This window comes from Acinetobacter sp. YH12126, from assembly GCF_013418745.1.
GTDB classification, from domain to species: domain Bacteria; phylum Pseudomonadota; class Gammaproteobacteria; order Pseudomonadales; family Moraxellaceae; genus Acinetobacter; species Acinetobacter amyesii.
In genome coordinates this window covers 84,905-99,323 of sequence record NZ_VPBM01000013.1, presented here as the reverse complement: position 1 = coordinate 99,323, position 14,419 = coordinate 84,905, and the positions used below count along the sequence as shown (strand labels likewise).

General features: G+C 41.1%; 14 protein-coding genes. 13 read left to right on the top strand and 1 reads right to left on the bottom strand.

The features are described from left to right. The first annotated feature begins 34 nt into the window (after nt 1-34). Complete coding sequence (gene rhlB / locus FTU62_RS11145) at nt 35-1,186, top strand: ATP-dependent RNA helicase RhlB (RefSeq protein ID WP_078193628.1); 1,152 nt, start codon at nt 35-37, stop codon at nt 1,184-1,186. Between the two features lie 98 nt (nt 1,187-1,284). Here the strand turns inward: rhlB and FTU62_RS11140 are convergent, their stop codons facing one another. Next, nucleotides 1,285-1,674 carry a hypothetical protein gene (locus tag FTU62_RS11140; protein ID WP_078188876.1) on the bottom strand — a complete coding sequence of 130 codons (390 nt, stop codon included), beginning with the start codon at nt 1,672-1,674 and terminating at the stop codon, nt 1,285-1,287. 212 nt (nt 1,675-1,886) lie between these two features. Here FTU62_RS11140 and FTU62_RS11135 point away from each other — a divergent pair, with 212 nt between their 5' ends. The 12 genes from FTU62_RS11135 (at nt 1,887) to FTU62_RS11080 (ending at nt 14,358) form a co-directional block, all read left to right on the top strand. Then, on the top strand, nt 1,887-2,477 hold the full coding sequence (locus FTU62_RS11135; protein WP_171525909.1) for a nitroreductase family protein: 591 nt from the start codon (nt 1,887-1,889) through the stop codon (nt 2,475-2,477). A 60-nt stretch (nt 2,478-2,537) separates the two neighbouring features. Then, complete coding sequence (locus FTU62_RS11130; RefSeq protein WP_078188874.1) at nt 2,538-3,611, top strand: NAD(P)H-dependent glycerol-3-phosphate dehydrogenase; 1,074 nt, start codon at nt 2,538-2,540, stop codon at nt 3,609-3,611. A gap of 79 nt (nt 3,612-3,690) precedes the next feature. After that, a complete protein-coding gene (locus FTU62_RS11125) occupies nt 3,691-4,146 on the top strand; it encodes a phosphoglycerate mutase family protein (protein WP_180102679.1) in 456 nt (151 codons plus the stop codon). A 27-nt stretch (nt 4,147-4,173) separates the two neighbouring features. Next, nucleotides 4,174-5,313 (top strand): type II secretion system protein GspL, encoded by a 1,140-nt coding sequence (gene gspL, locus FTU62_RS11120; RefSeq protein WP_180102678.1) that lies wholly within the window; start codon nt 4,174-4,176, stop codon nt 5,311-5,313. After that, a complete protein-coding gene (gene gspM / locus FTU62_RS11115; RefSeq protein ID WP_168378926.1) occupies nt 5,313-5,792 on the top strand; it encodes a type II secretion system protein GspM in 480 nt (159 codons plus the stop codon). The genes gspL and gspM overlap by 1 nt, the downstream gene beginning before the upstream one ends. Nucleotides 5,793-5,882: 90 nt before the next feature. Further along, nucleotides 5,883-6,884, top strand: a complete 1,002-nt coding sequence (locus tag FTU62_RS11110; protein ID WP_078188867.1) for a quinone-dependent dihydroorotate dehydrogenase — start codon at nt 5,883-5,885, stop codon at nt 6,882-6,884. Between the two features lie 5 nt (nt 6,885-6,889). Continuing rightward, complete coding sequence (locus FTU62_RS11105; RefSeq protein ID WP_078188866.1) at nt 6,890-7,477, top strand: CvpA family protein; 588 nt, start codon at nt 6,890-6,892, stop codon at nt 7,475-7,477. 24 nt (nt 7,478-7,501) lie between these two features. Further along, complete coding sequence (purF, locus tag FTU62_RS11100; protein ID WP_078193623.1) at nt 7,502-9,040, top strand: amidophosphoribosyltransferase; 1,539 nt, start codon at nt 7,502-7,504, stop codon at nt 9,038-9,040. Nucleotides 9,041-9,131: 91 nt separating this feature from the next. After that, nucleotides 9,132-11,021, top strand: a complete 1,890-nt coding sequence (locus FTU62_RS11095) for a M48 family metalloprotease (RefSeq protein WP_180007308.1) — start codon at nt 9,132-9,134, stop codon at nt 11,019-11,021. Between the two features lie 172 nt (nt 11,022-11,193). Further along, on the top strand, nt 11,194-11,841 hold the full coding sequence (locus tag FTU62_RS11090; RefSeq protein WP_180102677.1) for a hypothetical protein: 648 nt from the start codon (nt 11,194-11,196) through the stop codon (nt 11,839-11,841). Nucleotides 11,842-11,861: 20 nt separating this feature from the next. Further along, nucleotides 11,862-12,833 carry a D-glycerate dehydrogenase gene (locus tag FTU62_RS11085; RefSeq protein WP_180077691.1) on the top strand — a complete coding sequence of 324 codons (972 nt, stop codon included), beginning with the start codon at nt 11,862-11,864 and terminating at the stop codon, nt 12,831-12,833. Nucleotides 12,834-12,918: 85 nt separating this feature from the next. Next, a complete protein-coding gene (locus tag FTU62_RS11080; protein ID WP_180102676.1) occupies nt 12,919-14,358 on the top strand; it encodes a M48 family metalloprotease in 1,440 nt (479 codons plus the stop codon). The last annotated feature ends 61 nt before the right edge of the window (nt 14,359-14,419 follow it).

The window sequence follows — 14,419 nt, the reverse complement described above, 5'->3', positions numbered from 1 at the left end:
CAATTTTGTGATTATTCAATTAGGGCACATCTATATGTCATCAGGTTTTGAAACCTTAAATTTACATCCGAACCTTAAAAAAGCCATTGATGCTTTGGGTTTTAAGGATATGACGCCTATTCAGCAAAAGGTTTTAAAATTTACATTGGCTGGACATGACGCTATTGGTCGTGCTCAAACTGGTACTGGGAAGACTGCGGCTTTCTTGGTCAGTGTGATCAATGACTTGTTGAATAATCCAATTAAAGAACAGCGTTATCGTGGTGAACCGCGTGCATTGATTCTTGCACCAACGCGCGAACTTGCTTTGCAAATTGAAAGTGATGCAAAAGATTTAGTGAAATACACTGATCTCAATGTCATGACTTTGCTCGGTGGGGTAGATTTTGATAAGCAAAAAAATCTATTAAATCGTAATTTTGTCGACATTATGGTTGCAACCCCAGGCCGCTTAATTGACTTTGTGGAACAAAAAGAAGTTTGGCTCGATCAAATTGAATTTTTAGTGATCGATGAAGCTGACCGTCTTTTAGATATGGGCTTTATTCCTTCAGTGAAACGTATCGTGCGCTTTTCACCACGTAAAGAACAACGACAAACTTTGATGTTCTCTGCAACATTTAGTTATGACGTTTTAAATTTGGCACAGCAATGGTTGTTTGAACCAGTAACTGTTGAAATTGAACCTGAGAAAAAAACCAATGCAGATGTAGAGCAACGTGTCTACATGGTGGCGAAGTCTGATAAATATAAATTATTGGAAGACATCTTACGTGATGAACCAATTGAAAAGGTCATGATCTTTGCCAACCGTCGTGATCAAGTGCGTAAACTTTATGATCACCTCAAAAAAGATGGTTATAAAGTGGTGATGTTGTCAGGTGAAATCGCTCAAGATAAACGTTTGAAAATGCTTGATCAGTTCAAAAATGGTCAACATAACATCATGATTGCAACAGACGTTGCGGGTCGTGGTATCCATGTCGATGGTGTTTCTCATGTAGTGAACTTCACACTTCCTGAACAGTCTGATGATTATGTACACCGTATCGGTCGTACAGGTCGTGCGGGTACTCGTGGTGTGAGTATTAGTTTCTTGTCTGAAGATGATGCTTTTTCATTACCTGAAATTGAAAAAGCCATTGGTCAAAAATTACCTTTAACCCGTTTAGACGGTTATTGCTAATTTTGCTTCTAAAAAGCCTGCAGATTTGCAGGCTTTTTTATTTCATGTCGACTATTTCATTTTGAGTTAATGGCAAAACAAAATCACAGACTAGCGTTTTAGTTTGCACGGCAACTAAAGGTTAGTACGGTTTGGTAATCATCATCTTTGCTGATGCTGCCGCTATTTCCAGTAATGGTGCCAAGTACGCCAGCCGCCGCCTGAATCATTTGACCTGTCTTTTCATCGACCACGCCTTTTAAAACTCCGTTGTATTCTTGCTTTTCATCCACCACGACAGGGGTCGCATTTTTACCACAGGTACTATTTGCAGCTGCAATTGCATTATTTTTTGCCGCTAAACTGGTTTTACCTACGGCAGTCACTTCATATTGATTATTTGGTTTTTGAATCGCTAAAGATTTTGTTGGCGTAGATGTACATGCAGCTAAAAGCACAGTTGCGCTTAGCGTGCTAACAATGGCAACAGTTTTGTTGAATTTTTTCATACGGTGCCCCGAGTTAGAAACAATTTGATTTATTTGAACATAAAATTTCTTATAGAACAGGGAACTGCTGTACAAGTTATGCGGTTTTTTTATAGTAAATCTGTGAATAAAGCTGACTTAACAAATAAGCACCGAGTCTGATGCAAACATTCTAGAGTAAGTTATTGAGAATATGCTAATCTTGAGCAAACGTTTTAAAGTACAGTGTATAGATGTCAATTCTAAAATCAGCAGTTGATACAGTTCATCAAAATATTCATCAGCGTCAGTCGATTGGTCATTTAATTGAACCTGCGCCGAATGCTGAGCAATTGGAAAATGCGTTTCAAGCCGCTTTAACGGCGCCAGATCATCATCGTCTTAAGCCTACGCGTTTCGTGATTATTCCTGAAACTGAACGTGAAGCATTTGGTGAGTTGCTTTCACATGCTTTAGCCGATACTGGACAAACAGAAGAAGCGCAGTTGGAACGTGTGAAACACCATCCATTTCGTGCGCCACTATTGGTTTTGGCTTTAACTCAATTACAAGATCATCCCAAAGTTCCGCATTTCGAACAAATTTTAAGTTCAGGCGCAGCAGTACAAAACTTTTTGCTCTCTTTACAAGCACAGGGCTTTTCAACTATGTGGCGTAGTGGGGCGGTGGTTGAATCTAAATTGTTTAAACAAGCCTTGGGTTTAACGGAAAACGATTTGATTTCAGGCATTATTTATATCGGTACAGCAGTGAAAGCAATTCCACCGCGTGCTGAAATACAGTCTGCTGATTTTGTAAGCCATTGGCATAAAGCAAACCAATAAAAGTGAAAAATAGGTCGATTGAACAAGACCGATCAGTAAAGAAATTAGGATAAAAGAACAATGTCAGAACTTGATTTTGCAAGTCTTGTTAGCCCTGTGTCAGTAGACCAAAAAACGGCACTGCGTGTTACGGTGTTGGGTGGTGGGAGTTTTGGTACTGCGATGGCCAATACTGCAGTACGTAATGGCTGTGACACCATGATATGGATTCGTGATGAGGCGGTGGCTGCGGATATCAATGCAACACATATCAATAAACGTTACTTGCCAGATTTTCAATTAGAAGCCGGTTTGCTCGCTGTTTCAGATTTAGAAAAAGCAGTATGTAATCGTGACATTATTTTAGTGGCTATTCCGAGCCATTCTTTCCGTAGTGTTTTACAGCAGATCAAACCTTTTATAACCTCACAAGCAGTGGTGTCTTTAACCAAAGGTATTGAAGCCAATACCTTTAGCTTTATGAGCGATATTATTCGTGAAGAACTTCCTGAAGTCCCTTATGGTGTGCTTTCAGGGCCAAACTTGGCGAAGGAAATTGTTGCAGGACAACCTGCGGGGACTGTGATTGCAAGCCAATCTGAACTGGTTCGTTATGCAGTTCAACAAGCGCTACACAGTGCGTTGTTCCGTGTATTTGCCAGTGATGATGTGCATGGCGTGGAATTGGGCGGTGCTCTGAAAAATATCTATGCAGTCGCGATGGGTCTAGCTGCGGCTTATGGTGTCGGTGAAAATACCAAGAGTATGATTTTGACACGTGCTTTGGCAGAAATGAGCCGCTTTGCAGTGAAATTAGGCGCAAACCCATTAACATTCCTAGGTTTATCTGGTGTCGGTGACTTATTTGCAACTTGTAGTAGTCCACTCAGCCGCAATTACCAAGTCGGCTTTGCACTCGGTAGTGGTAAAAGCTTAGAACAAGCCACCAAAGAACTGGGACAAACTGCGGAAGGGATTAATACCATTGTGCAAGTACGCGCACGCTCTGAGGAGTTGGGTGTGTATATGCCAATTACCAGTGCCTTGTACGAAGTGATTTTTGAAGGTGCACCGGCACTGAATATTGCATTGTCACTGATGAAAAATGGCCATCGCAGTGATGTTGAATTTGTCTTGCCACATCAGCAAGTTTAAGTTTGCTGATTAATATGCAATACACATAGCTTTGTCATACTGGCTGTATATAATGTGCGGAATAGAATAAGGAAATTTTATGCAACTGACATTGGTTAGGCATGGCGAAGCTGCTCCGCCAGTAATGGGGATTGATGAAAAGCGTCCTTTAACAGCGCGCGGACAAACTCAAGCGGCAGAAACTGCAGCATATTTGAAAGATATAATTCAACCAGACGTTTTTGTGGTGAGTCCGCTACTGCGTGCGCAGCAAACACTTTCATCTTTGCAAAAACATTTTCCACATGTGCCTGTGGTTATTTGTAATGCCATCAAACCGGAAGATGATGCCAAAGTTGCAGTGGAATGGTTGTCACATTTACCGTATGAGTCTATTGTGGTGGTGTGCCATATGAACGTTGTGGCACATATGGCCAGTGTTTTGGTCTCAGAATATTTTAATCCCTATGCTTTGGCAGAAGCGCGCATTTATGAACAAGCGGTCATTGCTCCAGGGTTATCAACACAAATTAAAACGTTTATACCATCAACATAAAAACCAATTAAAACGGCAGAAAAATTAATGTTGTATTTATGGATGCCCGAAGCCAATGGGGTTTGGCAATGGTCAGAAGGGGATTTCTGGAAGCAGTCATCGACACTTGAACAATTGATTCAGGAAATTCAGCCATATGCGGGAAAGGAAGCGGTTGTTTTCTTTCCAAGTCGTGATGTACAAATCATTCAGCAAAATTTTCCAAAAAACCAATATAAAAAACTTGGCCCAGACGGCGTAAAATATTTACTTGAGGAATATGTCATTTTGCCTTTGGATGCAATGAAAGTATTGCATCATTTTCAAAGTCCAGATGAATTAACGGTCATGGGGGTTGCGCATAGTGCAGTCGAAACGATGCAGCATGCTTTGACACTAATCCCTGTGAAAGTCATTTCGTTATTACCTGACTTTTTGGTCTTGCCAAGTCCAGAAGCAGGGCAACATGTTTTGGCAAATGTCAGCGGTCATTTATTGGTCCGAAATAGTGAATATGTCGGTCAGTCTGTTGATGATTTGGCATTGTACTTAGATTATCAAATTGGTCAGCCGAACTATAAGATTTCAAATCTAAGTTCAGATCAGACGCATAGTCTTGAAGCCACTGTAACGCATGATCACATTGAATCGTTTCATTATGAATTACCCAATATAAAAAAACCGAAACAACATCCACTCAATGTTTTGCCGAAAGCCAAAACCAATACGGGTGTAAGCGGTTATTGGAAAGCATGTGCAGCAGTTTTGGTCGCGGCTGTAATTACACAGTTTAGCTATGATGCAGTTCGTTGGTATCAATACAAAAAAGTGGCCAATATCACTGCGGCACAAGCGATTGATCAGTTTAAATATTGGTTTGGGCAAAGCTATCCTGTCACTGAACAAACGCTGAAAAGCCAGTTCGAGTCACAATTGCGTCAGAGTCAAACCGGCAATGCGCAGGCGCTGTCCTTACTGAGCCGTGTTGGTCTTGTTCTAATGCAAAACCAAATTTCTGCAAATCGTGTGAGCTATGAATCCTCGATGCTGAATATGGAGTTAAAAGCTAATTCCGCAGAAGTATTACAAACCCTAACTAATCAATTAAAACAACAAGGTTTTAAAGTCGAATTAGGGAATATTCAACCAAGTGCCAACGGCGCGATTGGATTGGTGAAAATACAATAATGATAAAAATGGAAAACCTACAGCAACGTATAGATGGGCAAATTGAGCGCATCACTGATTATTTAGACCAACTTTCTACTCGTGAACGAGTCATGGTGATCTTTACCACAATTTTTGTTGTAGTGGCAGCGATTGGTTCGGCACTGTTTTATATGAACAAAGCTGCAAATTTTCAACAAAAGCGCGTGAATGAACTCAAAGATACTGTTGTTTGGATGCAAAGTAATGCCGTCACGATGAAGCCAGCAGGTGATACACAACTGAGCGCGTTGGAAAAAGTTCAGCGTGTATCGCAACAACAGGGCTTGTCAGTAGCATCTCAACAAGTCGGTGAGCAAATACAGATTGCAGTGATGCATGAAAATTATGCAATTCTGGCCAATTTTTTGACGCAATTGGTTCAAATGGGCTTAAGTATTGAAAAGATGGAATTAAGTTCTGAAGCAGGACAGGTTAAATTAACAGCGAGTGTACAATAATCGGTAAAAATAAAGATCTGCTAAGCATGGTGTTTTATCTGTGCTGTGCCTATAATATGCCGACTTAAAAAGCAGTAGACTTTTATAGATATGTTGTATTCTCTAGCCCGCCCTTTGTTGTTTACTTTAGCACCAGAGCGTGCACATGAGCTGACATTATCGCTGTTGAAATCTTCTCACAAGATGGGAATGATGCGTCAAAACGTGGCGTCTAAACCAGTGACATGTATGGGAATCGAATTTCCTAATCCTGTTGGTTTAGCAGCCGGTCTTGATAAAAACGGTGCTTATATCGATGCGCTGGCGAGCCAGGGCTTCGGCTTTATTGAAATTGGTACAATTACACCACTTCCACAATCAGGGAACCCTGAACCTCGTTTATTTCGTTTACCGAAAGCAAAAGCCATTATTAACCGCATGGGTTTTAACAACGATGGCGTGGATCAGTTGATCGAAAATGTCAAAGCTGCAAAATTTAAGGGTGTACTTGGGATCAATATCGGTAAAAATGCAGTCACACCTGTTGAAAAAGCAGTTGACGATTATCTGATTTGTCTAGAAAAAGTTTATAACTACGCTTCTTATATTACCGTTAATATTTCATCTCCTAACACAAAAAATCTTCGCAGCTTACAAAGCGGTGATGCTTTGACTGAACTGTTAGAGACGCTCAAGAAACGTCAACTCGAGTTGGCGGATGAAAATCAACATTATGTACCCTTAGTACTTAAAGTTGCACCAGATCTAGAACCTGAAGACATTAATTTTATTGCCCAACAATTGTTAAAATTTAAAATTGATGGTCTGATTGTCACCAATACGACTTTGTCACGGGAAGGTGTTGAAGGCCTTCCATTTGGTGATGAAGCTGGTGGTCTATCCGGTGCACCAGTCTTTGAAAAAAGTACGGCATGTTTGGCGGCTTTTGCTAAAGTATTAAACGGTCAAATTCCATTGATCGGTGTTGGTGGTATTTTGTCGGGCGCGGATGCTGTTGCGAAACAAAAAGCAGGAGCAAGCCTTGTACAAGTGTATAGTGGCCTCATATATACAGGTCCGACACTTGTAAAAGACTGCGTAGACGCATTGTAAATATCATGAATACCATTGATATCTTTATACTGATTATTTTGCTCATTGGAGGGCTTAACGGTTTGCGTCAAGGATTTGTAAAAGCCTTTGCGAACTTCATTGGATGGATTCTTGCACTTGTCATTGCGGCAAAGTATGCAACCGTCCTTGCACCTTCGATGACATCTTTAAGTACAGATCCAGTGGTACAGAAGATTGCCGCGTTCGCATTTATTGTATTGTTGATTGTAGTCATGACTTGGGTCGCGACATGGTTATTGAACAGTATTTTGAAAACATTAAAGCTCGGTCCGTTAAATCGACTGGCAGGTGGTGTTTTTGGAAGCTTAAAAGGATTGTTGGTGGTGCTGATCACTATGCAGGGGCTAGGTCCTTGGGTAGAAAGTTCACCACATTGGAAACAATCTAAAATGGTTCAGTCATTATTGCCATATGCGCCTTGGGCAACCGAATTGTCCAAAGATGCTGCAAATCAAGCACTTCATCATATTCAGTCTGAAGATGCTCAGAAATCTTCAGACCTCCCATCTGAGTCGCAGAACAAGCACGGACGTTCTGGATCGGGTGAGTCAACAAATAATCCTTTTTATTAACCCTAGCTTGTCTGCGAGGTTGCTATGTGTGGAGTAGTTGGTATAGCTGGTAAATCACCTGTTAACCAAATGTTGTTTGATGCGTTAACGATGTTACAACATCGTGGACAGGATGCAGCCGGGATCGTAACTTGTCAGGATGGTCGTTTATTCCTGCGTAAAGATACGGGTATGGTGCGTGATGTGTTCCACACACGTCATATGCGTGCATTACAGGGTAATTATGGTATTGGCCATGTTCGTTACCCAACTGCTGGTTCTTCAAGCAGTGCTGAAGCTCAGCCATTCTATGTAAACTCACCTTATGGCATCACGCTTGCACATAATGGTAACTTAACTAATGCTGCTGAAATTCATGATGACTTGTTCAAGACTGACTTACGTCATATGAACACCGATTCAGACTCAGAAGTATTATTAAACGTATTTGCTCACGAATTGCAAAAACGCGCAAAACTTACACCAAGCGCTGAAGATGTATTCCACGTGGTTTCACGTGTGCATGAACGTTGCAAAGGTGGTTATGCGGTTGTTGCTATGATCACAGGTCAAGGCCTTGTGGGTTTTCGTGATCCAAATGGTATTCGTCCATTAATTTACGGTTCTCGTGAAACTGAAAATGGTATGGAATATATTATTGCGTCTGAATCTGTCGCAATTACAGCGCTTGGCTTTAAAGTTGAGCGAGATATTGCACCGGGTGAAGCAATTTATATTACTGCTGATGGCGTGATGTCGACCAAACAGTGTGCAGTAGCCCCTGAATATCGTCCTTGTATCTTTGAATACGTATATTTTGCGCGTCCAGATGCGACTATTGATGGTATTTCAGTTTACAAAGCACGTTTGAAAATGGGCGAAAAACTTGCTCAGAAAATTCTACGTGAATGGGGTGATGAGCACGATATCGATGTCGTGATCCCAATTCCTGATACTTCACGTACTTCGGCGCTAGAACTTGCAAATACCTTAGGTGTGAAATTCCGTGAAGGCTTCATGAAGAACCGTTATATCGGTCGTACCTTCATTATGCCGGGTCAGCAACTTCGTAAGAAATCTGTGCGTCAAAAGCTCAACCCTGTAGAGTTAGAGTTCCAAGGCAAAAACGTACTCTTGGTCGATGACTCGATTGTTCGTGGTACGACTTGTAACGAAATCATTCAAATGGCGCGTGATGCGGGTGCGAAAAAAGTCTTCTTTGCGTCTGCAGCACCGATGGTGAAATATCCAAACGTGTACGGGATTGATATGCCAGCCAAATCTGAACTGATTGCGTCAGAACGTAGCGTTGAAGAAATTCGTGAAATTATTGGTGCTGATCGCTTGATTTTCCAAGACTTGGAAGATCTAAAATCTGCAGTACGCACCAAGAAAGTCCCTGAGTTACAAGACTTTGATTGCTCGGTATTTGATGGTAAATATGTGGCAGGCGGTATTGATGCTGAATATTTGGCAGCTTTAGAGCGTAAGCGTAATGACTCTGCAAAAAATGAAAAGCCAGCTTATATCGATGTTAACATTGATGCAGCTTCTGTGGATTTAACAGGTGTTCGCGAAGAATAATCTGCTGAAAACACACTGAAAAAGCGGGAATTTCCCGCTTTTTTCATTTATGATGAGCAAACAAAAGACAATGTAGCTTAAGGGTATTACATTGAGACGTGTGGGTTATGATTTTATAAAAAACAAAAATATGTTTTGGCCTGTCACCATGTGTATGGCGGCAGTGTTTTTGACCGTCGCAATTATTAATGTAATTGTCGGTTTAATTGTGGATTATTATGATTCCACTCAGTCTATCTATTGGCATGTCCTTAGCCCATTTTTAGTGGCTGCTGTACTGCTGATTATGTTGGTTTCAGTTCTCTATGATTTTTACACCTTTCGCTTAGGTGGTTATTCACTTGCAAAACAGTTAGGTGCGCGACGTCTGAGTCTCATTGAAAGTATTCCTGAAGAAAGTGTTGCACTGCGTATGACTGAGCAGCTGGCAGATACTTTTTTAATCGATACCCCCGCACTTTATGTCTTACCTGATGAAGTGGGTGTGAATGCGCTCACCGCTGGTTTTAGCCCTCGAGATACATCGATCATTTTAACCTGGGGTGCCTTACAAACCCTAGATGAGATGGAAATGTATGGTTTGCTGAGCCATGAGTTTAATAAGATCTTGTCGGGGGAAGCTGCTGAAAATACCCGTTTGAAAATCTTATATAGCGGTTTGACGACCTTTAGTCAGTGGGGCAGTAAAATTGCAAAACGTGGTTTCTATAAAAATGGACAAGCAAGGGACAATAAGTTTGAAACGCTCTTTGTAGCGATTGGCGCAGTTATTTGGTTGATCGGTAGTTTAGGTGTTTTGATTTCCCGCTTTATTAAATATATCTCTTTGGGTTCTCGAACCTATCGTAATGACCAGAAAACTAAACGTCTGATCCAAAATGATGCCAATATTCAAACCTTATTAAGGATTTATGTGCATCATTCAGGTTCGCAAATTCATAGTGAATATGCGGAATCGATTTCTCATATGTGTTTTGCAAACTCACTCAGTCCGCAAAACTGGATGAATATTCACCCAAGTATTGAACAGCGTATTTTTGAATTAAATCCGGCGCTCATTCATGACCTGCAACTAGAAAATTTAAAAAAACTGCGAAACCAGCCGCTATTTTATTTATTCCGTTCACTAGAAGAAGCTAGTCCAGATGTTGCAACACCATGGAATTCGCCACAACCATTGCCTTTACTGCGCTTATCACCGATTAGTTTTGCGATACGAGATGCAATTAAACCGTTGAACCCCGAGATTCGTGAAAATTGGCAGAGACCTGAATTAATCCAACGTGCCTTACAAACAGCAACGGGTTCGCGTGAGGTCATGGTTGCGATTTTAATGATTCGTCAGTACCGAGAGTTTATTCCGACTGAAGCTGAGGTGAGTCGTGCGATTGTAGATGCCTTATTGAATCTTGATGGTCGTGTGCATATCTCAATTTTTCATGAAGCATGTAAAAATATTGGCACCATGCCTGCGACGATTTCACGGCAGTTCTTAACCAAGCTGGCCAAAATTATTCAAGAAGATGGTGAAATTGGTTTGCTCGATGCCTTACTACTTGAAACAGTGAAATATGAGTTAAATCTGTTGCCTGCACATACACCTACATCTTTAGAAGATGTAAAACCGAGTATTGTGCGTTTGATTGATGCTTTGTTGCATGTGCAACAGATTAACAGTGATAACCAACTCGAAGTGCGTGAAAAAATCCTCAATCGAATCTTAACGAAAGAAGAACTAGAGTTCTATCGCGATATATCTGATGAGCCAATTGATTTGGCTGAAATCCTAAATGATATTTCTGGGCTGCTGCTGCGTGAGCGGTTAAGCATTCTTGGGGTTGCTGAAATATGTTTATGGAATGATCGAATTATCACGCAAGATGAGTTGGATGTTTTGCAGCTACTATATTGGCGTATTGGATTTGAATCAGCTGAGATAGTTGAACTAATGCAAAAGAAAAATAGTTTAATGATCGTATAATTATTTATAGCGGCTTGATTTATGAATAGATTAAAAGTGTCAATGAAAAGTAATCTGAGCAAGTCTACAGAATCTTTAAAGAAATAGAGTGGTCTAATTGATTTATAAAAGTTCAGCAAAACAGAGTGAATCCCGTTAGAATAACAAGCCTTGCATAGGTGAAAATGAAAGCATGATTGGGCATCAGCGAAGCATAATGGCGGCAATGGGAATTGATATATGGATTCCTCAGGCGGCTCCGTGTCAGCAATTTAGCTCAAATATTTGGCGAGATCAGGTGGCTCCTGAAATAGTCTCTGAAATTCTACTCAAAAATGAGCCTCAGCCAACGCCTGTTTCATCACAGACTGAGCTTAAAAAAAACGTTGATGTTGTTGTAAATCAACCTGTAGAAGCACCTAAAGATGAACCAAAGGTTGTTGAGCCTGTTGAAGTTCGTCCAATTGTTCAAATCCCTTCGTTTAACTTAGAAGCCATCTGTTTAATGCACTGTGTCATTGTCATTGATGCCACAGAATTAACGGCAGAGCAGCAAGTTTTGTGGAGCAATATTCAGCGCGCAGTCAGTGCCGATTTCTTTGCTTTACAGTGGCCTTTTGGCTGGGTGAATTTGCAAGATGGTCGTGGTGCAGCATCTTATGTACAGGGTTTTATCGATGCGATGAGCTTGGATAAAAATGTCATTTGTCTAGGCGATATTCCGCATTTAGAGCATGCGAAGGTGTATCCATTGGCATCTTTACAGCAAATGATTGAACAGCCTTTATTAAAAAAACGCCTATGGCAATTTATGCAAAACAAGGCAGGACAAAATACTTAAATTACGTAAATGGAAAATTTATGCAAAAAAAAGTAGTGGTTTTTAGTCAAATAGATCAAGAAATAATTCAACGTTTAGAACAGCAATTTAAAGTTTTCCAAATTAGCCCTAAATTGGGCGATGTGAATCAGCAAATACTTGAGCATTCAAAAGATGCTGACGCCATGATTGGTGCGGGGCGTTTGTTGAATGCTTCGAATTTAGCCCATGCATCACAATTAAAAGTCATCTCAAGTGTAAGTGTCGGTTATGACAACTATGATCTAGCATTTTTAAACCAAAAAAATATCTGGTTGAGCCACACTCCGCATGTATTGACGGAAACTACAGCAGATTTAGCATTTACCTTGTTGATGAGTGCAGCACGTAAAGTGGCTGTATTGGATCAATGGACCAAACAAGGGCAGTGGAAGCGTACAGTGGGTCCTGAGCAATTTGGCATGGATGTCTTTGCTAAAACCATCGGAATTATTGGCTTAGGGCATATTGGCGCAGCGATTGGGCGTCGTGCTCGCTACGGCTTTAATATGAATGTGCTCTATCATAATCGCCGAGAAAAAATTGAATTGGCTGAATCTTTATCAGCGCAATATTGCGATTTGGATGATTTGTTGCAACGTGCTGACTTTGTGGTCGTTGCAGTGGATTTAAATGCAGAATCGAAAGCTTTAATTGGTGAACGTGAGTTGGCCTTGATGCAATCGCATGCGGTATTGGTCAATATTTCACGCGGTTCAGTGATTGATGAAGCCGCTTTAATCGATGCATTAAGTCGTGGTCAAATTTTTGCAGCAGGCTTAGATGTGTATGAGCAAGAGCCACTTCAAGAATCGCCATTATTTACATTAGCCAATGTCGTGACATTACCCCATGTGGGTTCAGCTACAGCGGCAACTCGTAAACGTATGGCGGAATTGGCTTATCAAAATCTAGTGGATGTTTTGGTACATGAGCGCGCGCCACGCTATGTGGTCAATCCAAAATTTGAATAAACAATCACAACAGTTTTCTCCATAATTCACCAAAATTCAATGCTATATTCGATGAAGTACGAATATGAAATTTAGAGAATAGACTTTGAAAAAGATTTTACTGGTATGTGGTCTCGGGCTTTGTTCGACATTGGCGCAGACGCAGTCCGTAGATTTTAGTTCATCCCCACAATTTTCTGTGCCTGAAATAGGTAGTGGCGTCGGCTTGTTGGATCAACAAAAAGAACGTGCCATTGGTGAGAAAGTGTATCGTGAGGTGCATCGTCAACTTCCTGTGACTGAAAATCCGTGGATGGAAGATCGTCTTTTATCTGTCTTTACGCATATTTTGAGCCAAACTCAACTTAATCAACCGGTCGGTTTGTTATTAATTAATGATCCACAAATTAACGCTTTTGCTGTGCCTGGTGGGTTATTTGCATTAAATGCTGGATTAATTAATTCAGCTCGCAACATGGATGAAGTGGCAGGGGTGATGGCGCATGAAATTGCACATGTCTCACAACGTCATTACAGTCGTTCACAAGAAGCTTTTAAAGGGCAAGGTTTATTGTCCCTAGCCGGTATCTTGGTCGGAGCCTTGGTGGCCTCACAGGCAGATGGTGATGTGGGTGCGGCTGTAATGATGGGTTCACAAGCCGCTTTGATGGATAAACAGCTAACCTATAGCCGAAACCAAGAACGTGAAGCAGACCGCATCGGGATGCAGTATATGTACCGTGCAGGATACAATCCGCAAAGCATGGCTGACTTTTTTGAAGTGATGCATCGCTCTACGAGTCGAGTGAGCTTTCTGCCTGATTTTTGGTTGACGCATCCTTTAACCACGGAGCGTATGAGCGAAGCGCGCTTACGTGCCAATCAGTTGCCTCAAGTTAAAACTAGTTTGGTTGATCAAGATTTTGAAATTCTGCGCTGGTATAGTCGAGTATTGTCAGGTCAGGCGACTGAATTGCAATTAAATGCGATGGTGGCGCAAAAGAATTATGCAGCTGAGTTGGCTTTGGTGAGCTTGCATATTAAGCAAGGTGACTTTACTGCTGCTCAAAAGTTATTAAATGAAGCAGCAAAACAAAATGCATCGCATGCACTTTTTACGATTTTACAGACTGATGTGCTGTTGGGACAAAACAAAACAGCCGATGCTGTGAACGCTGTGAAAAGTTCGGCAATCATCATGCCTGAAAATCGTGCATTAAATTATAAATATGCAGAGGCTTTGATTCGAAACAAAGAATATGCGCAAGCACAACTGATTCTACAGCGATTTTTACAAGCAAATCCACGTGACTTGAGTGGTTGGCGACTCATGTTGCAAATGGCTGATGCAGACAAAGACGCAAGCTTCCGTTCGGTCAATGTGCTGCGATATCGAGCTGAAGTAGAGTATTGGGGCGGGGATGAAGAACGCGCGATTAAATCTTTGCTACAGGCGCAGCGCATCGCCAAAGACTCGAAAAGTCTTTCTGCAAAAATCAAGCAGCGTGTAGACGAAATGCAAAATGAGCGGAAATTAAAAATATAAAGATTTCAACTGTGATGCACTTATCTATGTTGATTATAAAGTGCAAATTGTAGTTTTAGTG